We start from the raw sequence: 22,386 nt of genomic DNA on the forward strand, positions 1-22,386 counted from the left end.
TGTACAACATAGTTATTAACAAATTGTGACGACTCTTGTCTTTTCTTAAAAAATATTTAATATTCTCTTTAAAAATGCCAATGATTTTTAGCATTCTGTTTACAAAAACAGATTATACCATAAAAAAAAGGAGTAAGGCACCCCTTACTCACAATTATTGTTGATCTTTTTGTAAATTTTTTGGAAGCGCTTTTCTCTCTCTTCCGTACGAAATATCGGATCCTCTACAAGCAGAGAGAGCAATTTTCTTCTTTTATCTGTGTCATTTACACTCTCTTGAATATAGGAGCGCTTTTCCATTAGGAACTCTACATAATCCTCATAATCTTTACTATAAATGGCCTCTAGATCTTTTTTTATTTTTTTCGATAAGCTGGGACTTGCACCAGAGGTCGTAACTGCAATGGCAAGCCGTCCTCTCCTAACGACAGAAGGTACGATTACGTTAGAAGAGGAATAATCATCAGCAAAGTTGATGAGTTGAGAGGGACTGACCCCTTTCCGTAGTTCACTACTTACATGTGGATCATTGGTGGCAGAGATAATATAGAAAGCATCCTCAATATCACTTAGTTCAAACGATTTTTGAATCCAATGAACTAATCCACTGTTTACGTAGGGAAAAATGGACTCCATGAGAGTGGGACTTATGATCGTAATGACTGCTTCTGATTGCAATAATCCTTCCAGTTTACGAGCAGCAATTCGTCCCCCGCCAATAATACATACCTTTTTGTATTTTAGATTTATAAAGACAGGATATAAGTTTTCCATTTCATCACCGTTTGCTTTTTAGGAATCAGACTTTTTTGCTAGAGATAATAGAAGCGACGGGATAGTTGCTTCTTTTGTTTGTTCTGCCCCTAGTATTTCGTGTGCTAGTAGTGCATTCATTGTTTGATTACCAAAGCAGTATATCTCTAGTTCTTTTAACATATCTGTTGTAAGAGAATCAGTTTTCTCAAGTGCTTTTATCAATATTGGTACAGAAGCGGAACTTGGAAAGATTACTGTATTAAGCTTAGAGTCGTCAAGCATACGCTTAAAAATAGGCAGATACGTTTCATCCACTTCTTTTATAGATGTTGTAAAGGTTTCAAAATTCCCAAAATTCAAGACGTTTTGACTAGTTTCTTCTATATTATTACTACTTCCAATGAGGAGGATAGTCCCTCCTTTTCTTAATTTCTCAGTTGGTTCAGCGAGCAGCCCTTTATTCAATAGTTGATTTACTGATTTCTGCGACATACCGTACAAATCAGCTTGGATTGAACGAATGTCTATTTTCTCTTCTATTAATATTTGAAAGAACTCTTCTACGCTCTCAGGTGAGGTAAATATAATGGAAGAATACATTGAGAGCTTAGATAGTATGAGACGATCTGGTGTTATTTTTACACGTTTCCATTTAGGAAATTCAATCACGTCAGCACCTTGTTCTTCTAATGCCTTTGCTAGATTACTCGTGTTCAGCCCTGTTCTTGGAAGCAATATCTGGCGACCAAATAATGGTTTTTTCTCAAACCAGCTGATTTTTTCTCTAAGAGAAGCGATATTTCCAACCAACGTAATGGCTGGATTCGTAAACTTTTCTTCCTCCACACGCTGAACGATCGTTTCAAGTGTACCTTCCAGTGTTTTTTGACGTCCAAATGTTCCCCACTGAATGAGCGTGACTGGTGTTGATGAGGGTTTCCCATGTGAAAGTAAATTCGTACATATATGCGAAAGATTGCCTACACCCATGTAAAAAGCAATTGTATCGATCCCTTTTGCAAGTCCTTCCCAGTTGAGTGTAGATTTCCCGTCCTTTGATTTATCATGAGCCGTAACAATGGCAAATGATTCTCCATATTCTCGGTGGGTTACTGGAATACCAGCATAGAGAGGGGCTGCAATTCCGGAAGTGATTCCTGGAATCAATTCAAACGAAAGACCATTTTTAGCTAAAGCCTCTGCTTCTTCACCTACGCGTCCGAACACTCCAGGGTCTCCACCCTTTAATCGAACGACGATTTTTCCTGCAGCTGTTTTCTCTACAAGTAGCTCGTTTATTTTTTCCTGCCTGAGGGTATGACGATCAGGAAGCTTCCCACAGTAGATAAACTCACAATTTGGCGGTGCAAAATCCAGAAGCTTTGGGTTTGCAAGTCGGTCATAAAGAATAACCTCCGCTCTTTGAATGGCTTCTAGGCCTTTTACTGTAATGAGTCCGATATCCCCTGGTCCTGCTCCAACTAAATATGCTTTTCCTGTTGTCATACAAACTTCCTCCCCTAGGCAAATGGGGGCGAAGTCGCCCCCATCCTTTATATTAGTAATAAAATGCGATTATCTTCAACTTCTACTTCATACGTTTTTACTTGTCCTTCGTCTGGTGCTTGGACCTTCCCATCATTCAAAGAGATTTTCCAGTCATAAAGTGGACAGTATACATAGCTTCCACTTACTAAGCCATCAGCCAAAGTGCCTCCTTTTGGATGAGGACTTTTGTTTTCAACCGCTTTAACTTCTCCAGTTGATAGTTTAAATAGGACTATTTCTTTTTCGCCAAGTCGGATCACTTTTCCTGCTTGATGTGCTAATGTTTGATAATTTCCGACATCAACCTTTGTTAATGTTTGTGGCATATCAATCACCAAAACCTTTCCTCTAATTTTACCCATCATTTTCGTCTTCGTAAATATTAAATTTCCACTTACGATACTAGACTAAAACTTCTGGAAATTCCTCTGTTTTGTAGTATTTTTCACGAATTTGTTGATTTTTCAGTGCTTCATTCCAAGGCTCTGTGTATCTAGTTAATGAACGATCCAGTTTCGCAGTTAATTCTTTTCTAACTTCAGCATTCTGCAGTACTTCTTTTACATGTTCTAGGCCCACACGTTCAATCCATGTTGATGTACGCTCTAGGTAATTGGCGGTCTCACGGTAGTACTGAATATAAGCACTAATCATATCCATTACGTCTTCTTCAGTCTTTAACGTGCAGAGTAGGTCACCGGCACGAAGATCGGTTCCTCCGTTACCGCCTACATACAATTCAAAACCGCCATCAATTCCGACAATTCCCATATCTTTAATTCCTGCTTCAGCACAGTTACGTGGACATCCTGATACGCCCATCTTAAATTTATGTGGAGTGTCTAAACGTTCAAATTTCTTCTCAAGGTCAATTCCTAGTTGCATGGTATCTTGTGTACCATAACGGCAGAATTGAGATCCTACACATGTTTTTACTGTACGTAATGTTTTTCCGTAGGCATAACCAGAAGGCATTCCTAGGTCTTCCCAAACATTTGTCAGATCTTCTTTTTTCACACCTAGTAATGCGATACGCTGTCCACCAGTAAGCTTAACAAGCGGTATATTGTATTTCTCGGTAACCTCAGCAATTTTCTTTAAGTCCTCAGCATTTGTTACACCACCGTACATTCTTGGAACAACAGAGTATGTGCCGTCTTTTTGAATGTTCGCGTGCATTTTCTCGTTAACAAGTCGAGAGTCACGTTCATCGTGGTATTCTTCAGGGTGAAGCATACCTAGATAGTAGTTAAGAGCAGGACGACATTTGCTGCAGCCTTCCTCGTTGTTCCAGCCAAGAACATTCATGACTTCTTTCGTACTCATCATGCCTTTTTCTTTAATTTCAGCAACTACCTCGTCACGGCTTAAAGTTGTACAACCACAGAGAGTCTTTTTATTAGCTTTTGTGGCATCAAATGAATCACCCAATGTATAAGCAAGAATTTCACCAACAATACCTTTACATCGACCGCAAGAACGACCTGCGTTTGTACAGCTAGATACTTGATCAACCGTTGTAAGCCCTTTTGTTTGAATGGCTTCCACTATGGTTCCCTTTGAGACGCCGTTACATCCACACACAATCTCTGTATCTGGCATAGAGTCAACGCTCATGTCTGCTTGACCCCCGCCACAGCAACCAGAGTCTAAGATACTTGCGCTTGTTTTCCCACTAACATCTTCTTTATCAACAAGCATGCGGAACAATTTTGTACTATCCTTTGTGTCACCGTATAGAACAATCCCCACTACTCGATTGTCTCTTATTAGTATTTTTTTATAAATGCCTTCAAATTCATTGTGTACTTTAATTGCTTTTGTTGATTTATCATCAATTATTTCACCCGCAGAATAAAGGTCAACATCAGAAACCTTCAGCTGGGTCCCTGTTACAGATCCTTCATATGGTGAAACCTCTAAACCGAGTATTCTCTGTGCTAAAACCTTCCCTTGTTCATAGAGAGGGGCGACCATTCCATACGTGATTTCTCTATGTTCTGCACATTCCCCAACCGCATATACATTAGGTGTATTTGTTTCCATCAAGTCATTGACAACAATCCCACGGTTTACATTAATGCCAGCTTCTTTTGCAAGCTGTGTATTTGGTTTAATTCCGACCGCCATAACGACTAGATCTGTTTCGATTTCTGTTCCGTCGCTAAATCGAAGACCTGTAACTCGGTCATCTCCAAGAATTACACTCGTTTGTTTTTCAAAAAGGAACTTCATCCCTTGCGCTTCAAGTTCTTCTTTCAGCATAATTGCAGCTGTCTCATCTAGCTGTCTTTCCATGAGGTGTGGCATCAAATGAACCACATGAACGTCCATTCCTAGGTCAATTAAACCTCTTGCAGCTTCTAGACCAAGAAGACCTCCACCGATAACTACCGCTTTTTTATGTGTACGAGCTACTTCCATCATATTTTCACAATCTTGAATATCACGGAAGCCCGTTACTCCTTGTTTATCCGCACCGGGTACCGGTAGGATGAAAGAGCTTGAACCTGTTGCAATAATTAGTTCATCGTAAGCAACGATTCTTCCCGTAGAAGAAACGACTGTCTTTAATTGTGGATTGATCTTTGCTACCGCTTCATTTGTATATAAAGTGATATTATTTTCACGGTACCATTCCCATTCATTTAGAAAGATCTCATCTACCGTTGTTTTTCCTTGCAATACATTTGATAATTGAATTCGGTTGTAGTTTGGATATGGTTCGTTTCCAAAGATTGTTATATGAAAAGCATCGGGCGTTAGTTTTAGAATTTCCTCGATTACTCTTACTCCTGCCATCCCGTTACCAATAAGAACTAAATGTTTTTTTTCCATTTTGTTTTGTCCTCCCCAGCCTGAGCTTTATGCTCGTTATTTCACAATCAATTTGATAGCTCTATTTTAACTTCTTTTATGTTGAAAACTTGTGAAGTTTGTCACACTTTCGTGAACTATGTGAATGTATTCACATTTTGTTCAAAGTTTTGAAGCTTTCAGAATGAAAAAAAGCTGGTGCATGATTGCACCAGCTTGAAAACTAATTATACTTCTTGTTTGACTTTAGGACTTCCAGTAAACAGGTATTCGTATTGCTTATAACGGACCGTGAATAGCTTAATTGGATCCTCAAAAGCAGTTGGATTTTGCTGAAGCTTTGCTAAAGATAGCTCAAATTGATTAATCTTTTCTACTAAGTCTTCTGCTGTGTGAGTTAACTCATCCTTAGGTTTTTGGAAGAACGATTCTAAATCTTTTTGTATGGCCATTGCAAAAAAATGATAAGGCGCAAAAAACTGTTTACTTACGTGTTTTGCTACTTCGGAATAATCTTCCGTTTCTACATAGCGCTTGTATTTTTGCTGCAGCATCGCTTTATTTTGACCGATGCCAGCCAAAAGCTTCCCTGCTCCCTTAAGCAACAATTGTGTTGGATTATGTTTTAACATAATGTTGATGTGCTCTAATTGAACACCACTTGTTAACCGTCCAGTGTCTCTTCTCCAGTCGTGAAGTAATTGATCATCTACAGGGAACTGGAATTTTTCAATTCCGTATAAGCCATTAAAGCTTGTAGCCATTTCATCTAAATAAGCACGAATCTGCTGTAGTTCCTCTTTTGTAAGACCAATCCATTTTTGAAGAGAAGAGTAGAGCTTTGGAAGGGTAGTGTTTTGTAAATATTCCTCCATGCGCCTATTCATTTCTTCGTTTAATTGAAGATGAATAGTAGCAAGATTGCTTTGATCGGTAATAGATTCTGCTGTTGATTTTAGAACACTTGGTATGTCAGCTTCTACTTCTGCTGAAAGCTCCTGCAAGATCGAAATATAATTCTGCTTCAGCCTTTCTCCAACTTCCTGTTCTAGATCACCAAGTTGCATGGAAGCTCCACTAACCTTAGCTAACATTTCCTTATTCCACTGAATCACATCGATTAATTTTTCTTCTTTATCAGCTCGTTTTGCTAGTAGATAGTGTAGTGTTTCTTTAATAAAGTAAAGCTCTTTTCTTGTTCTTCTTTCGTTGGATCTCTCACTGTTTACTTCGGCTAAAACATGACTCCAGTCCACCGCTTGAGAAGTCGTGTACGGATAAATCTCAGCATTAGGGAATATTGGATTCAGGTTTTTCTTGACGGTTTCCATATAATAAGAAACGCCAGTCTCTTCTTCAGCTACCTTTGGGATTGGAAGGATAAAAATGAACGTATGATCGTTAGCTTGTTGGTTCATTTGTCTTATCACATTCATTTCCATTTCGTTTAATGGATTTTCCTCATTTAAAACATAAATAATGCTATCAGCCATGTGTAAATTAACAGATAGTGAGCTTCTTTCTTGAACTGTTCCACGATACGGTGGAATGGACATTAATGAAGTGTTCTCCGCTTTTAACAGTTCAAAAGGTCCTTTAGAATGGATGTAATGATCAGTTGACCCGATTTCCGAAGGACTATCTACTTGTTTGGATTCAACGGAATTGACTTCTATTAATTCAGGTTCAGGCAAGTAGCTATATAATGCTAATTTGGAAGACAATTGGCTTACTTGTTCATGTCCAAGCACATCACTTAAAATCGTTGTTTGTAGCTTGCTTGTTCCTGTAAACAAAGTAATGGTGCTTTGCTTATTTTGTAAATTCTCCATAATCCATTTCAGCTTATTGCTTACTTGCATATCTTCTTCTTCAGCCCAAGTAACGATACTTGAGAACAATTGTTTAGTTTGGTGCACATCAATTAATCCATTTAATGAAGAATTTGTTAGTGCATGATTAGCCACCGAAACCGTATCTTCATCGATCGTACCTGGGAAAACTTCATTCCACGCCAGTACTGCACAAGCAGTATAGACAAAATGATTTGATTCTGCGAAACGCATCCAATTTTTTAGCAATAATGGAATGATTTCTTGAATCTCATTCAAGGTATACTTTCCACTTAAAAATAACTGAAAAGTTTTTAAGTATTGTTGAGATAGAAGCTTCCAGGATAACTGTTCAGGAAGCTCTGATTGTAGTAGTAATGAATTAAGCTCGCGTACCCAATTAAGTAGCTCTGATTGTTCTTCGTAATTTTCCCAAAGCTTAAAAACAATCTTCTCAAAACGAATACGATCAAGGCGTAACATGAATGATAAAAATGGAATATACTCTTCAGGTTTAAAAATGGTGGTTCGTTGTTCATCGCAATATTTTTTAATGATATCGATCCATTCTGGAGAGTTGGTGCGCATAAATTCTTTCATGGCAAGATGAATTGCATTAGCCCAATCTTCAATTTCTTCAAAGAAGAGACGGGCAAGTTCAGTGACTCCAGGATAATCAGGGTGGTTGTTAATGGTTTCGCTAATAATAGACGTGGCTTCATGGGTACGACCGTCTTTTACGTAAAGTCTAAATAGCTGTAAAGAAACTTCTGTATGAAGTACAATCGATTCTGTACTTACTCTTTTATAGATTTCCTCTGCAGTTGAGTATTGCTCTAACTCCAAGTAAGCATCTGCGATATTCTTTTTGGCCCATGGTGCTAACTCATTTTGAATACTTTCCCACTTAAAGATCGCTGCTTCAAAGTCTTTGTATAGGAAATACACTTCCCCTTGTGCGAATCGAATGGGTGTTAAGTCGGGAACGTCCTTTTGTTGCTCCCTATAATATGCTTCCCCTAGTGAACGTACGGGAAAATCCGTTTCTTGTTCAATTAGGGTTTGATAATATTTTTTCTGAACGAATTGCTTCTCTGATGTCATAATAATTCCTCCATATTTTTTCTCCCCATTCATTTTAATAACCGATAGAGTAAAATATGCTAAGATGCTATGTAACTCTTCATTGATTCTGTTTATTATAATATGATTCTACATAATTCGGAGAAAAATATCTTTTTATGTCGTAAAATGAACAAAAACACCTAGCTCAAAGGAACTAGATGTTATATCCAACTCAACCACGATGGTGGTTGTGTCTCACCCTTTGTAGTTGATGACGGTGTGGTAGAGGAGCTCGGTTCCGAGTGAGATATCCTCAATTGTTGAAAATTCCTTAGGATTATGGCTGATTCCGTCCTTGCATCTCACAAAAATCATGCCGTATTCGCAAACGTATGACATGGAAAGAGAATCGTGAAAAGGACCACTCATTAATTCAATTGGATTTAGGCCGATCACTTCACTTTGTTGCCTCATGATATTCATTAATCTTTCAGAGCAATACCTTGGTTCGCTATTGGTATCCTCCGAAATGGTATAGCGTAAACCATGAGTATCCGCTATTTCTTTGATTTGATTTCTTAGGTTAGCTTCAAGCACATGTCTTCGATTAATATCAATATCACGTAAATCGACAGTAAAGGTTACTTTCTCAGGGATTATATTTCGAGAGTCTGGGAATACTTGTAGACTTCCGACAGTTCCGACGGTTGGCGCATTTGGATCCTGGCTAGCCAGCTCGTTTAGTGCGACAATTACTTTCGCAGCACCAACTAGCGCGTCTTGTCGCATGGACATCGGAACGGATCCAGCATGACCGGCAAAACCTTCGAACTCAACAGAAAGCCAAAGTGGTCCAGATATACCTGTCACAATTCCAACAGGAACCCCCTTTGCTTCTAAAATAGGACCCTGTTCAATGTGAAGTTCTAAGAAGGCACCAATCACCCCTTCCTTATACTGTGAATCCTTAAATTTAGTTGGATCACAGCCGAATTCGATTAGTGCTTCTCTTCTTGATACTCCATTTTTGTCCTTCCTCGCAAGCTCTCCCTCTTCTAGCTTGCCAAGTATTCCTCTGACACCAAATAAACCTTTGTTAAATCGGCATCCTTCCTCATCACAAAAGGCAACTACTTCGATGGGAGTATCAGGGACTATGTTTTTTTCTATCATCGTTTGGATAACTTCTAGGGCACCCAATACGCCAATTACTCCATCAAATCTTCCTCCATAAGGCTGTGAGTCGATGTGAGAGCCTACCATTAATATAGGTGCATTAGAATTCTTCCCTTCTAGTCTACCAATTAAGTTTCCAAAATGGTCAATTCTTGCTTTTAAACCGGCATCCTCCATCCACCTTTTAACTGTCTCAACTGCTTGCTTATCTTCTGTAGAGAGTGCTAAGCGGCAAACACCTGTATCGGAAATCTTTCCAATCTCCGCTAGCTCATGTATTCTTTTTTCAAGTCGCTCTTTATTGATAGAAAGTGTTCGTAGTGTCATCTATATCCCTCCTTCCCCTTTAAATGGTTGAAACGTACGGAAGATTATGTGCCATAGCAACTCCTTCGTAAACGACCTTCCCATCAATGACATTTAACCCTTTAAATAATGACTTGTTTTCAGCAAATGCTATTTTATAGCCTTTGTCAGCTATTTCGATAATATATGGAACCGTGACATTTGTTAGCGCAATGGTTGACGTTCTTGGAACAGCCCCAGGCATATTTCCAACTGCATAATGGACGACACCATGCTTTATATAGGTTGGATCGGCATGGGTGGTCACATGTGTAGCCGTTTCAAAAATTCCTCCCTGGTCAATGGCCACATCAACAATGACAGAGCCTTCCTCCATGAGTCGAACCATTTCTTCTGTTACTAGTTTAGGAGCTTTCATGCCAGGAAGAAGAACCGCACCAATTACTAAGTCCGAATCCGCAACCGCTTGGGCGATCGTATATGGATTCGACATAAGTGTCGTTATAGATGAGCCAAAGATATCGTCTAATTCTCTTAATCTTGCTGCACTAACATCAAGGATCGATACCTTCGCACCAAGACCAATAGCAATTTTCGCTGCATTGGTTCCAACAACCCCTCCACCGATAATCGTAACCTTCCCACGATTTACACCAGGAACACCACCGAGGAGGATCCCTTTTCCACCCTTACTTTTTTCTAAATAGGTGGCCCCAATTTGAGCAGCCATTCTTCCTGCTACCTCGCTCATTGGTGTTAATAATGGCAAACTGCGATCGGGCAATTGAACAGTTTCATAGGAGATGGCGACTACCTTTTTCTGAATGAGTGCTTCTGTTAACGTAAAATTGGCAGCTAAGTGCAAATAGGTGAATAAAATTAATCCTTCATAAAAATAAGCATATTCACTTGGAATGGGTTCTTTTACTTTTATGACTATTTCGCATGCCCAAGCTTCAGCGGCCGTTTCAACAATACACGCTCCCGCTTCTATATACTCTTCATCAATGAAACCTGAAGCCAATCCGGCTCCCTTTTCTACGAAAACATGATGACCTTTTGTGCTTAATTGTAGGACGCCAGCAGGTGTAAGAGCAACGCGGTTCTCTTGGCTTTTGATCTCTTTTGGTACTCCGATTTTCATAGCATTCTTCCTTTCTAGTCATTTGGAAAACGCACGATGCTCTATGTTTATTTGACGAGCTCCTCTAGTTCAGACGTGACGGTTGTAAATAAGAAGTCGAGTTCTTCTTCTTTAATGGATAATGGGGGAGATAGGGTCAGAACGTTATTAAATCCAGCTACGGTTGCTCCGTTCTTCCCAATTATAAGTCCTTTTTTCTTACAGCCAGCAATCACTTGGTTCACCAAACCTACATCTAATGGTTCCTTAGTAGCTTTATCCTTTACGAGTTCAATTCCTATTAGTAACCCTTTTCCACGAACGTCCCCTACGAACGGATGGTTCAGTAATCTTGTATTTAATCTCTCTTTGAGTTGTTCTCCTAAATTTTTAGAACGATCAAATAGTTTCTCTGTTTCCATGATCTCTAGGTTTTTTAATGCAAGAGCACAAGCAGCCGGATTGCCACCGAATGTATTAACATGGCGGAAGTATTCGTATTCTTCACTACCTTTAAAAGCTTCATAGATTTCCTTTTTGACAGCTGTTGCTGATAATGGAAGATAGGCGCTTGTGATCCCCTTTGCCATCGTAACTATATCAGGCTGCACTCCATAATTCATGAAGCCGAATGCTTTCCCTGTACGACCAAATCCACATATTACTTCGTCAACAATTAATAGTGCTCCGTGTTTTTCACACGCTTCCTTCACGCCCATCATATAGTTATCAGGCGGAATGAGTATCCCTCCTCCGGTAATGATCGGCTCCATGATAACTCCAGCAATCGTTTCGCTAAGCTCCCATGTCATCACTCGCTCAATATCTTTGACAGAGTCGAGTTCTGAGGCTGGACTGTCCAATTGATCATTTGATCGATAAGAATCAGGTGGTGACACATGAACGAAACCAGGAGCTAGTGGTTCATATTTATACTTTCTCTGTGCCTGCCCCGTTGCAGCAAGAGACCCCATTGTGTTTCCATGGTAGGCTCGATAACGAGAAATGAATTTATATCGTGAGTGGTTCCCCATTTGCTGATGATATTGTCTTGCTATTTTAAATGCGGTTTCATTCGCTTCTGAACCGCTGTTCGAAAAAAAGATCACGTATTCGTCGCCCAAAAGTTCATTAAGCTTTTCAGCTAATTGAATCGCAGGGGTATGGCTTTGGGTGAGTGGGAAATAAGCCATTTTCTTTAGCTGCTCACACGCAGCATCAGCAAGCTCTGTCCGACCATATCCTACATTGACACACCAAAGGCCAGCCATTCCATCCAAAAAACGATTTCCTTCATGATCCGTTACCCAAGCGCCTTCTGCTTTTTCAGCAATCATCGTACCGTTTGGATTGTAAGGTTTCATGGAATGCCATACAAAGTCTTTATCTTTTGTTAGAAAATCTTCTCCTTGTTTCATTTGAGCCATCGCAAATTCCCCTTTCTCACCCAGTTATGTTTTTAATAGTCAAAACGGGATGTAATCATTTTCTTTTTTGTAAAGAAATTGACGCCATCCTTTCCATTTACATGTAAATCGCCATAAAAGGAGTCCTTCCAGCCAGAGAATGGGAAAAAGGCCATAGTTGCAGGTACACCAACATTGATTCCTAGCATGCCAGCGTCTGCTTCTTCTCGGAATTGACGAATAGCAGCTGCATCCTTTGTATAAATGGTTGCTCCATTACCGTATCGGGACTTGCTAATAAATGATAACGCTTCATCTAGATCTTTTGCCCGTAATAGGCTTAAAACTGGGGCAAATATTTCATCTTTTGCTATCTTCATATCAGGAGAAACATGGTCGAAAATCGTTGGTCCAAGAAAACTACCTTCCTTATGCAATTCCATCTCTGGTCGCCCGTCACGAACGAGAGTGGCCCCTTCTTTTACACCGATATCGATGTACTGTAACACCTTCTCGCGGTGAGAATCACGGATAACTGGTGTTAGTAATACTTCCTCATTCAGCCCATTTCCGATCAGTAATTCGTCTGCCTTCTGTTTAAGTGCAGCTACAAATTGTTCTCCATCCCCAACAACAACGACTGCACTACATGCCATACATCGTTGGCCTGCGCTTCCAAAAGCAGAGCTAATGATATGTGAAACTGCTTTTTCAATATTGGCATCAGGCATGACGACATGATGGTTTTTAGCACCGGATAATGCCTGCACTCTTTTTCCATGCGCAGCTGCACGCTCGTATACATACTTTGCAACCGGTTGTGACCCAACGAAGGAAATCGCCTTTACATCCTCATGTTCGATCAGCCCATTTACGACATCATGTGCACCATGAACAATATTGAGCACTCCTTTGGGAGCTCCGGCTTGAGTAAATAGCTCAACTAGTTCACTTGCTAAAAGAGGCGTTCGTTCCGACGGTTTTAGTACAAAGGTGTTTCCACAGGCGATCGCAAGTGGGAACATCCATAGGGGAACCATCATTGGGAAGTTAAAAGGTGTAATTCCACCGATTACCCCTAACGGATAGCGATACATTTCGGAATCAATATCTTCTGCAATATTAGATAAAGTTTCACCCATCATCAGCGTAGGAGCGCCCGCGGCAAACTCGACGCATTCAATTCCACGTTGAACCTCTCCATAGGCTTCCTTATACGCTTTGCCATTTTCTTTTACGACTAACCGGGCGAGCTTTTCATGATTTTCTGTTAATAAATAATGGTATTTATATAGAATCCTTGCTCTTTTTGGCACGGGAGTGTTTTTCCACGTTTGAAATGCAATGGTTGCTGCTTTTACTGCTTGATCAACGTCCTCTTTTGAAGAAAGGGGAACGGTTGCAATCAACTCTGAGGTTGCAGGATTAAGCACTTCCAATGAATCTGAACTATAAGACTCAACCCATTCTCCGTTAATATAGTTTTTCAACTTTACCGTATGCTTTTTGATTACTGTCATTCGTGCATCCCCCTTATAAATAAATAGTTATCTTCTAGTATTATTATCAAGGATATGCTCCCCTTGTGACATTAGACGTTTTGTGAAAAAAAGCTTGTGTTAAACTTTACATTTTGCCTTCTTTGGGGACTAACTGACGTCCTCCTTTCTCTTTCTTCAACTGGGAAGTAAGAAGGAATTCGTGAGACAAAATCATGAACTCAATGGCAAGCCTTTTTTCATGATGTAAAAAATCATCCCCAAGAAGCTTTTCTAATTTTTCAATACGATGGTAGAGCGTTTGACGAACGATAAATAAGCGCTTAGCGGTTTCCTGTTTGGACCCGTTACAGGCTAGATATGTTTTTAATGTTTCTAATAACTTTCCATTGTACATCTCGTCATAGGTTAGAACGGGTTCGAGATACTCCATGACAATTTCTTGTAGATTAACATGTTTATTTAATAACGAAATAAGGCGGAAAATATGCAGATCATCATAAAAATGACATTGAGAAGGTACGGTTAACCGGTCTTGGATGCGGATCGTTTCTAAGGAGGTTAAATAGCTTTCATGAACATGGGCTAATTGTGGGACAAATTTACCTATAGCAAGTACAAATGGGGTTGTTTGCTTAGACATTCTTAAATCTGATTTTTCTAATCGTTGAATCCCTTCCTTCATCCGGACCTTCCACGTTGAAGCGTTTCGTTCGTTAATGAAGATAAAAGTAATCGTATGCTTCTTCTCAATGGAAAAGAGTGTAAATCCTTGAGGTTCAAAAAAAGCACGAACGTATAAATTGAAATAGGTAATATCAAGCGTGGAAAAGTCTGAGATTGATTCTAACTTAAATTGACAAACAACTGCCCCCTTCGGCTTAATTTTGGGGAAATGATAGCCCAAATAGTCATGAATAGCATCTTCGCTATGTTCCCCATCGAGCCAAGCTGTAAGCCATTCAGATTCCTCAATCCTTTTTTTCTCTTCTACATATAGTTGTCTCAAAAGGAGCTGCGCCAGTGCGGTTGCGGTTCGATCGAGTATTAAGTGATCAAATTCTGTAAGAGTGCGGTTTTCCGCAAGAAGATATAATTCTGCATATGTATCTCCTAAAATATGAATGGGGATTTTTGTTATCGTTTGAGGGGCGAAATCGGCACCTTGATTAATCTCATCATGAATCAGTTGAATAAATTTCTTTTTTTCACTTGTTTTTACATCTGGTGAAAATTGCATTTCTTGATTGTTAAAGACAATCACTACTTGAATCTGTAAGTATTCCTTTGTAAACTGAAGGATTTCCTTTGTATGGCCGAACGTAAGTAGTTTTTTGTTTAGTTCCTGTGTGTAGCTTTCAAGCTCCGATATCATTTGATATTGTCGATTGATAAGGATGGAATGAATATCTTGTGTGATTTCAACGAACGGTACTTCATTGTGAAAAATGAGTAAGGGAAATTGGTGCAGGTTACAAAGATCAATCACTTCATTTGGTATATGCGTGGTGTATGTACCTAGTTCAATGCATAATCCGGAAGCATGTACTTCAATTAATTGCTCCACAACAGATAAAAATAACTCCTTGTTATCATGTAGTAAGGCACAAGTGGATAAAATAAATTCTCCTCCACGCAAAAGCTTGCGAATATTTGTTACCTCTACAATATGTACCCACTTGACTGGTCGAATAAGTCCCTCTTCACCTGCGAGAATCTCAATTTCTTCAAAATGTTTTCTTTGTAATAAATCTCCTACTGTAATATATGATTTCAAGAAACAGCCCCCTTCCCACTTCAATTGTAAAAACGTGAGTCACTCAGACATTGTCTGTGTGACTCGCGTTTGTGTTAAGCTCCTTTTTGCTGTTTTAGTTTTATGATCATTACAGAGAAATACTTACGCCCTTCAGCTGTAGCTACATGTAAGGTGACGGTTTCTTTTTCATCAGATTGTTCGTTCATAAAGTCAACAAAAGATCCGCTTAATGTTTCTGTGACACTTTTTATCGTAAATCCTTTTTGAATGAAAAAATCAATCTTATCTCTTTCCTGAAGATATTGTTGGTATTCGGACATAAGGTGTCCCCCTTTTATACTTGTGTGTTAATTGGCTCTGTGACAAGAACAGATTCTTTTCCTGCTTCTATATCCCAGTCACGTCCGACGGAGATACCGAGGTATTTTTCATCGCTAGGATCCACGAGCTCAGCTTGCTCATATTTTTGAAACCACCAATACTTGGCTAAGAAATAGTAAATAATGGCCCCTACCAAGAATCCAACAATAAAGGAGTACGTTGATAAATAGTATGCTGCTGCGCCTCCAATGATCCATGAAATCATTCCAGCAAGATTGACACCATTCATATATTTGAATTGCCCATCTGCCTCGTATAGGTCTGTCACGTTTACTCTTCTTTTACGAATCACATAATAATCGGTAAATAAAATACCAACGATGGCTGATAAAATCCCACCAATCACGAGTAGAGCTGGAACAATTACTCCAAATAAGCTCCATGGCTGAACAACAATTCCAATGACACCGGCGATGATTACTCCAACCCAGAACGGAACTTTCGGACCGCCAACATTGGAAAAAATCGTCGCCGCTGGAATAACATTTGCAGATGTATTGGTTGACCATTGTGCTAGAACGATCATAAGGAGAAGAATACCTAGAATAAAGCCAGTAGCTGCTTCCTGTAGAGCAACGACCGGATCATAATTTAATACAGCAATATAGGACACTGCACCGATAATGACCATAAACGTGTTTGTAATTGGCATGGCAATGATATTCCCAAAAATTTGAGCTTTGTTTCGTTTAAACCAATTTCTTTCGTTTTTTGGAGCCTTGATAAAACGAGATAAGGAAGGCATATCTGCGGCAAGAGTTGCCCAAAAGCCCATATTTGCCATAACAACAACCATAAATGCGGTTAAGGCAGCACCACCAGTAACCGGACTTTCCACCCAAGTCCAAACGTCTCTTCCTTGCTCAATCGCTTTGTCAGAAAGGGATGTATACATCCAGGCAGAGATAATAATGATGATCGGAGCGGCAAGGTCAGCGAACCGTTCAATTGCTTTAATTCCTAAGGCGGTGTTTACTAGTTGAACGGTAGCAAACAACACGAAGCAAATAAACCAATTATCAAATTGAAAAAGTGCATTTAGTATTCCGTTCATTGCAGTTGCACCAAAATACGTATTAATACCAAACCAACAAGCAGCGGTTACTCCACGAACGATGGAAGGGATATGAGTACCGATCGTTCCAAAAGGGGCTCTCATATAGACTGGGAAGGATAATCCATGTTCGATTCCGATGTCTCCAATTATTGTCATAAAGATTCCGATTGCGACTGAACCAATGATCGTTGCTACAATTACCCAGCCAAGAGGAAGACTCTGTACACCAGAGCCACCAATCGCAAATGCTGCTAAAACGACTGCCATCCCTACCCAAATAATTGAAAAACCTAATGATCCAATTTTCTTATCGCTGTGGGAAATGGGAAGTAAATCTGGAGACTTTAAATAACCACTACTTTTTTTCATTAAACCACTCCTTTTCTAGTTTTTAATATATAAAATTTTCTGATAATGGAATTATCAGAAAATTTATATCCCTTCCCATTTGCATTTTTTGATTTAAATTGGTACGGAATTGTTTTCCGTTTCAAGCGTTTTTCCGTACCTTGCTCGTTTAATGTATTTTCCTCCACCAATTGTTCCGACAAAAGCTTTGTCACGAATGACAAATTCTCCTCTAGAGAGAACCGACACGGGTTCACCAATTACCTCCATTCCTTCAAAGGCATTGTAATCAACCGCCATATGGTGCGTTTTTGCTGAGATCGTGCGCTCAACATTCGGGTCAAATATGACGATATCCGCATCTGTACCAACCGCAATAGTTCCCTTTTTCGGATAAAGACCAAAAAGCTTTGCAACCTTTGTAGATGTGATATCTACAAATTGGTTTAAAGAGATTCTTCCTTTTTTTACACCTTCAGAAAACAAGATGGATAATCGGTCTTCGATGATGGGACCTCCATTTGGAATTTTTGAAAAGTCACCCTTACCAAGACTTTTTTGGCCATCAAAATCAAAGGAGCATTGATCGGAACCTATCGTTTGCAGCTCACCTGTTTTGAGAGCATTCCATAATACATCTTGGTTCCATTTTTCACGCAATGGCGGTGACCACACGTATTTGGCTCCCTCGAAATTTGGTTTTTCAAGATAGGACTGATCAAGAACTAAGTATTGTGGACAGGTTTCTCCCCAAATATCAATACCTTTTGAACGAGCTTCTGCTATTTTCCTAGCTGCCTCTGCACAAGAAACATGCACGACGTACAGTTGTGAATCAGCTAGCCCTGTTAAAGTAGCCGCTCTTCCAGTTGCTTCCCCCTCGACCTCAGGTGGTCGGGTTAATGCATGGTAAATAGGGTCTGTCTGATTCAACTCAAGTGCTTTCTTTGTTAAGAAGTCAATCACATCCCCATTTTCGGCATGTACCATCACGAGTGCTCCATGCTCCTTCGCCGCTAATAAGGTACGGAATAAAGTCTCGTCATCCGCCTGAAATACATTTTTGTATGCCATAAACACTTTAAAGGATGTGATTCCCTCTTCCTTCATGATTGTTGGTAGCTCTTCTAGTACTTGGTCATTAATTTCACCGATCATTAGATGGAAGCTGTAGTCAATTACCGCTTTTTCTTTTGACTTATCGTGCCACACTTTGATGGAATTTTTTAATGGTTCCCCCTTATTGGTCAAACAAAAGTCGATAACGGTTGTCGTTCCACCAAAAGCTGCCGCGATTGTCCCTGTTTCGAAATCATCTTTTGTTACGGTGCCGCCAAATGGCATATCTAGATGTGTATGAGGATCGATTCCACCGGGAAACACGAATTTTCCTGTTGCATCAATCACTTCTGCGTCGTTCGAAGGGAGGTTATGACCGATTTGATGAATGGTTCCATTTTCAATGAGTATGTCAGCTTGATACGTATCTGTTGCTGTTACGACCGTTCCGTTTTTGATTACTTTTTTCAAGTCTGTTTCCTCCTTTAATGATCTATCTTTTTATAATGTCTGCATCACAAGCTATGGCACCTAGTGCTGCTTGCCTTTCGTTCCAAGTCATAGGTGGCAGCTCGTTTGGTAGTTCAACCATGTCAATTGCACCGTCAACAGGACAAACAATCGAGCATAAATTACAACCTACACAATCTTCTTCTCGTACTCGTAAGATACTTTCTCCATTTGCTCCTTTTAACATATCAATGCACTGGTGAGAAGTGTCCTCACACGCGATATGACATTTATTGCAATTGATACATACATCGTTATTAATTCTTGCAACGATTTTATAATTAAGGTCCAGATTTCCCCAATCAGAGTATTTTGGCACAGATTTCCCCACAATATCCATGACCGAAGCGATTCCTTTGTCATCTAAATAATTGTTTAAGCCTTCAATCATATCCTCAACAATTCGGAAGCCGTGATGCATGGCAGCTGTACACACTTGGACGCCTGTCGCTCCCATCAACAAAAATTCCACGGTATCTCTCCAGTTTGAGATTCCACCAATTCCAGAAATCGGAACATTAATATGGGGATTTCTCGCACATTCACCGACCATATTTAAAGCAATCGGCTTTACTGCGGGTCCGCAATATCCGCCGTGCGCTCCTTTACCAGCAACATGAGGAATGGTGTTCCAAGTATCAATATCGACACCAGCTAAGCTATTGATGGTATTGATCATACTGATGGCATCGGCACCACCCCTTGTTGCTGCCTCAGCTGTAACGGTGATATCGGTAATATTCGGCGTGAGCTTAACAATGACGGGTGTTTGGGCAACTTCCTTTACCCAATACGTTTGTTTTTCGACTAGCTCAGGTACTTGGCCAGAGGCTGATCCCATTCCTCTTTCTGCCATTCCGTGCGGGCAACCAAAATTGAGCTCTAACCCGTCTACACCTATTGCTTCTACCTTTTTGACAATCTCATGCCACTTTTCTTGTTTGGGCTCTACCATAAGAGAAGCAATGATTGCGTGATTGGGGAATTTCTTTTTGGTTTCCGCGATTTCCTTCAGATTCACCTCAAGTGGTCGATCGGTGATCAGTTCAATATTGTTAAAGCCTGCCACTCTTTGCCCATTAAAGCTTACAGCAGCAAATCGAGATGAAACATTCAGAATCGGTTCTCCAAGCGTTTTCCAAACAGCGCCACCCCAACCCGCCTCAAAGGCTCTCTGCACTTGGTATCCAGAGTTTGTCGGGGGAGCTGAAGCGAGCCAGAAAGGATTCGGGGATTGAATCCCTGCCAAGTTGATACGTAAATCTGCCATCATCATACCTCCTTGAATTGAGTAGCCCTTGATTAGGCGGTTTCAGATACGGTTTTGTTAATCATTTGGTGGATGGCGTGTGCAGTTTTCTTTCCTTGTTGTGCTGCGGAAACAACCATCGCTTCTCCTTGACCTTTTCCGAAAATAACATCTCCACAAGCAAATACTTTTTTGTTGGAGGTTTGGTATGTGTTTTCGTTAATAGTAACGACTCCACCATCATGCTCGAGGTTCATCTCCTCGATGAGATTTACGTATCTAGACTGGCCAATCGCTTTTATAACAGCATCCACTTCTAATTGAAATTCAGATCCTTTTACCGGAACAGGCTTCCTTCGACCATCCTCACCTGCTTCGGTTAGTTCCATCTTAATACATTCGATGGCTTTTACATTCCCAAGCTCATCTCCGATAATTCTGACGGGTGCGGTTAACCATCTGAACTCGACTCCATCCTGCTTAGCAAATTCATATTCAAAGTCATACGCAGTCATTTCCTCGAGAGTTCTTCTGTATAAGATCTTTACATTTTCAGCTCCGAGTCGAACAGAACAAGTCGCGCCGTCAATTGCCGTATTACCGGCGCCGATAACAACGACTTTTTTTCCAAGGAACTCATTAGTAATAGGACTTGTTTTCGTTTGTTTTACAAACTCAATCGCATCATATACTCCTTGTAAATCTTCACCCTCAATTCCTATATTAGGAACACTAGACATGCCAATCGCTAAAATAACCACATCATAGTTTTCTAGAATTTCTTGGACAGAGATGTCGATGCCAACCTTTGTGTTTGTCTTAATTTTCACATCGACACTTTCCACTTGTTCGACTTCCCAGAACGATACTTCCTTTGGCAGTCGGAACGAGACAATACCGTACGTATTCAATCCGCCAGCATGTTCAGCTGCTTCAAAAATGGTAACGTCATAGCCGAGGATACCGAGCTCTCTCGCAGCAGATAGTCCGGCAGGTCCACCACCGATTATGGCAACCCTAGTACCGTTTTTCTTACCAGCTTTAAAAAGAATTTGATTATTTTTCATAGCCCAATCGGTAGCATATCGTTGTAGGTTTCCAATCATAATTGGTTTAGTAGAATGGTTGAGTACACATGAGCCTTCACATAATTCTTCTGTTGGGCAGACACGGGAGCAGCTTGCGCCAATTGGATTGGCTGACATGATGGTGGTTGCGGAACCTTTTATATTTCCTGAGGCTATTTTTTTAATGAAGGTTGGGATATCAATCCCTGTTGGACAGGCTGTAATACAAGGTGCATCATAGCAATAAAGGCAGCGATTTGCTTCCTCTACCGCCTCTCGATTGGAAAGTCCGGGATGGACCTCCTGAAAGTTAGCAGCTATATGATCGTAGGAAATTCTCGATTGTTTTACCGTACTCAAATGTAAATACCCCCTCTAAGCTTTTTGTTTTTTTCTTGCTATCTAAATTGAGGTCATTTTCTCATACGTTTCCGGACGTCGATCACGGTAAAACTGCCAAACATCTCTTACTTCTCGAATCATTTTTTTATCCATTACTCCAATGATTACTTCATCTTTGTCTCGGCTACCCATGGCCACAAAGCTTCCTCTTGGATCAACGAGGTACGACTGGCCATAAAATTCGCCCATATTCCATGGACCTTCATAGCCAACCCGATTGATAGCGGCCACGTAATAACCGTTGGCAACTGCATGGGCAGGTTGCTCAAGCTTCCACAAGTATTCGGAGGTTCCAGAAACTGTGGCGGAAGGGTTAAACACAATCTCTGCTCCATTAAGTCCTAGTACTCGAGCACCTTCTGGAAAATGTCGGTCATAACAAATGTACACTCCGATTTTTGCAAATGCGGTATCAAATACGGGGTATCCTAAGTTTCCAGGCTTGAAATAGTATTTTTCCCAGAAGCCATAACCCTGATCACCTACAGCCACATGCGGGATATGGTGTTTGCGGTATTTTCCTAAATAAGCACCGTCCGCATCAATGACAGCTGCCGTATTATAATAAGTGGCAATGCCCTCACGCTCATAGATTGGAAGAATAATTACGACTCCCAGTTCCTTCGCAAGTTCCTGAAATAGCTTTGTTGTGGGACCATTAGGAATTTCCTCTGCCGCATCATACCATTTTGTATTTTGCTCAGAACAAAAGTAGGGTCCGTAAAAGATTTCTTGTAAACAAACAATTTGTGCCCCTTTTTCCTTTGCTTCACGAACGAGAGTGATATGTTTTTCGATGGCTTTTTGTTTATGAACCTCAACGGGCTCTTTTCCATCCACGTCGTTGCTTGCCTGAATTAAACCAATGGTTACTTGATCTGCCATTCTCTTTATTCCCCCTAATCCCAAAAATACTTTTCTATTTTTCTTGAAATATAAAAACTAATAGCATAGGAGCATGGATTCTTCATGTACATCTTGTACATTATATTTCTTGTAAATGGACAGTATCCCTCCTATTTTTAT

The 22,386-nt window shown here is 40.2% G+C and carries 16 protein-coding genes; all 16 read right to left on the reverse strand.

Going from position 1 to position 22,386, the window contains the following annotated elements:
• Positions 1-144: 144 nt before the first annotated feature.
• The 16 genes from MKX65_RS10140 to MKX65_RS10215 all read right to left on the reverse strand — a co-directional run bounded on the left by MKX65_RS10140 (position 145) and on the right by MKX65_RS10215 (position 22,245).
• Entirely contained in the window at positions 145-774 is a 630-nt protein-coding gene (locus MKX65_RS10140; protein ID WP_340903508.1) for a precorrin-2 dehydrogenase/sirohydrochlorin ferrochelatase family protein, read from the reverse strand.
• Between the two features lie 18 nt (positions 775-792).
• Positions 793-2,262 (reverse strand): uroporphyrinogen-III C-methyltransferase, encoded by a 1,470-nt coding sequence (gene cobA, locus MKX65_RS10145; RefSeq protein WP_160546018.1) that lies wholly within the window; start codon positions 2,260-2,262, stop codon positions 793-795.
• 47 nt (positions 2,263-2,309) lie between these two features.
• Complete coding sequence (gene nirD / locus MKX65_RS10150; RefSeq protein ID WP_160546157.1) at positions 2,310-2,630, reverse strand: nitrite reductase small subunit NirD; 321 nt, start codon at positions 2,628-2,630, stop codon at positions 2,310-2,312.
• Between the two features lie 76 nt (positions 2,631-2,706).
• Complete coding sequence (gene nirB, locus MKX65_RS10155) at positions 2,707-5,142, reverse strand: nitrite reductase large subunit NirB (protein ID WP_160546019.1); 2,436 nt, start codon at positions 5,140-5,142, stop codon at positions 2,707-2,709.
• A 206-nt stretch (positions 5,143-5,348) separates the two neighbouring features.
• Positions 5,349-8,057, reverse strand: a complete 2,709-nt coding sequence (locus MKX65_RS10160) for a tetratricopeptide repeat protein (protein WP_340903509.1) — start codon at positions 8,055-8,057, stop codon at positions 5,349-5,351.
• A gap of 216 nt (positions 8,058-8,273) precedes the next feature.
• Entirely contained in the window at positions 8,274-9,521 is a 1,248-nt protein-coding gene (locus tag MKX65_RS10165) for a M20 family metallo-hydrolase (protein WP_340903510.1), read from the reverse strand.
• A gap of 19 nt (positions 9,522-9,540) precedes the next feature.
• Entirely contained in the window at positions 9,541-10,644 is a 1,104-nt protein-coding gene (ald, locus tag MKX65_RS10170) for an alanine dehydrogenase (RefSeq protein WP_340903511.1), read from the reverse strand.
• A gap of 47 nt (positions 10,645-10,691) precedes the next feature.
• On the reverse strand, positions 10,692-12,050 hold the full coding sequence (locus MKX65_RS10175; RefSeq protein WP_340903512.1) for an aspartate aminotransferase family protein: 1,359 nt from the start codon (positions 12,048-12,050) through the stop codon (positions 10,692-10,694).
• Positions 12,051-12,082: 32 nt separating this feature from the next.
• On the reverse strand, positions 12,083-13,549 hold the full coding sequence (locus MKX65_RS10180; protein WP_160546024.1) for a CoA-acylating methylmalonate-semialdehyde dehydrogenase: 1,467 nt from the start codon (positions 13,547-13,549) through the stop codon (positions 12,083-12,085).
• A 106-nt stretch (positions 13,550-13,655) separates the two neighbouring features.
• On the reverse strand, positions 13,656-15,305 hold the full coding sequence (locus tag MKX65_RS10185) for a PucR family transcriptional regulator ligand-binding domain-containing protein (RefSeq protein ID WP_160546025.1): 1,650 nt from the start codon (positions 15,303-15,305) through the stop codon (positions 13,656-13,658).
• 74 nt (positions 15,306-15,379) lie between these two features.
• A complete protein-coding gene (locus MKX65_RS10190; RefSeq protein WP_160546026.1) occupies positions 15,380-15,607 on the reverse strand; it encodes a hypothetical protein in 228 nt (75 codons plus the stop codon).
• Between the two features lie 14 nt (positions 15,608-15,621).
• Entirely contained in the window at positions 15,622-17,094 is a 1,473-nt protein-coding gene (locus MKX65_RS10195; RefSeq protein ID WP_160546027.1) for a cytosine permease, read from the reverse strand.
• 93 nt (positions 17,095-17,187) lie between these two features.
• The gene (gene hydA / locus MKX65_RS10200) at positions 17,188-18,603 is read right to left on the reverse strand and encodes a dihydropyrimidinase (RefSeq protein ID WP_340903513.1); all 1,416 of its coding nucleotides are present in this window, start codon (positions 18,601-18,603) and stop codon (positions 17,188-17,190) included.
• Positions 18,604-18,625: 22 nt separating this feature from the next.
• A complete protein-coding gene (gene preA, locus MKX65_RS10205; RefSeq protein WP_340903514.1) occupies positions 18,626-19,912 on the reverse strand; it encodes an NAD-dependent dihydropyrimidine dehydrogenase subunit PreA in 1,287 nt (428 codons plus the stop codon).
• 32 nt (positions 19,913-19,944) lie between these two features.
• The gene (locus tag MKX65_RS10210; RefSeq protein WP_340903516.1) at positions 19,945-21,318 is read right to left on the reverse strand and encodes an NAD(P)-dependent oxidoreductase; all 1,374 of its coding nucleotides are present in this window, start codon (positions 21,316-21,318) and stop codon (positions 19,945-19,947) included.
• A 42-nt stretch (positions 21,319-21,360) separates the two neighbouring features.
• Positions 21,361-22,245, reverse strand: a complete 885-nt coding sequence (locus tag MKX65_RS10215; RefSeq protein ID WP_160546031.1) for a nitrilase-related carbon-nitrogen hydrolase — start codon at positions 22,243-22,245, stop codon at positions 21,361-21,363.
• Positions 22,246-22,386: the final 141 nt, after the last annotated feature.

Origin of the sequence: Robertmurraya sp. FSL R5-0851 (genome assembly GCF_038002965.1) — a bacterium.
GTDB lineage: Bacteria > Bacillota > Bacilli > Bacillales > Cytobacillaceae > Robertmurraya_A > Robertmurraya_A beringensis.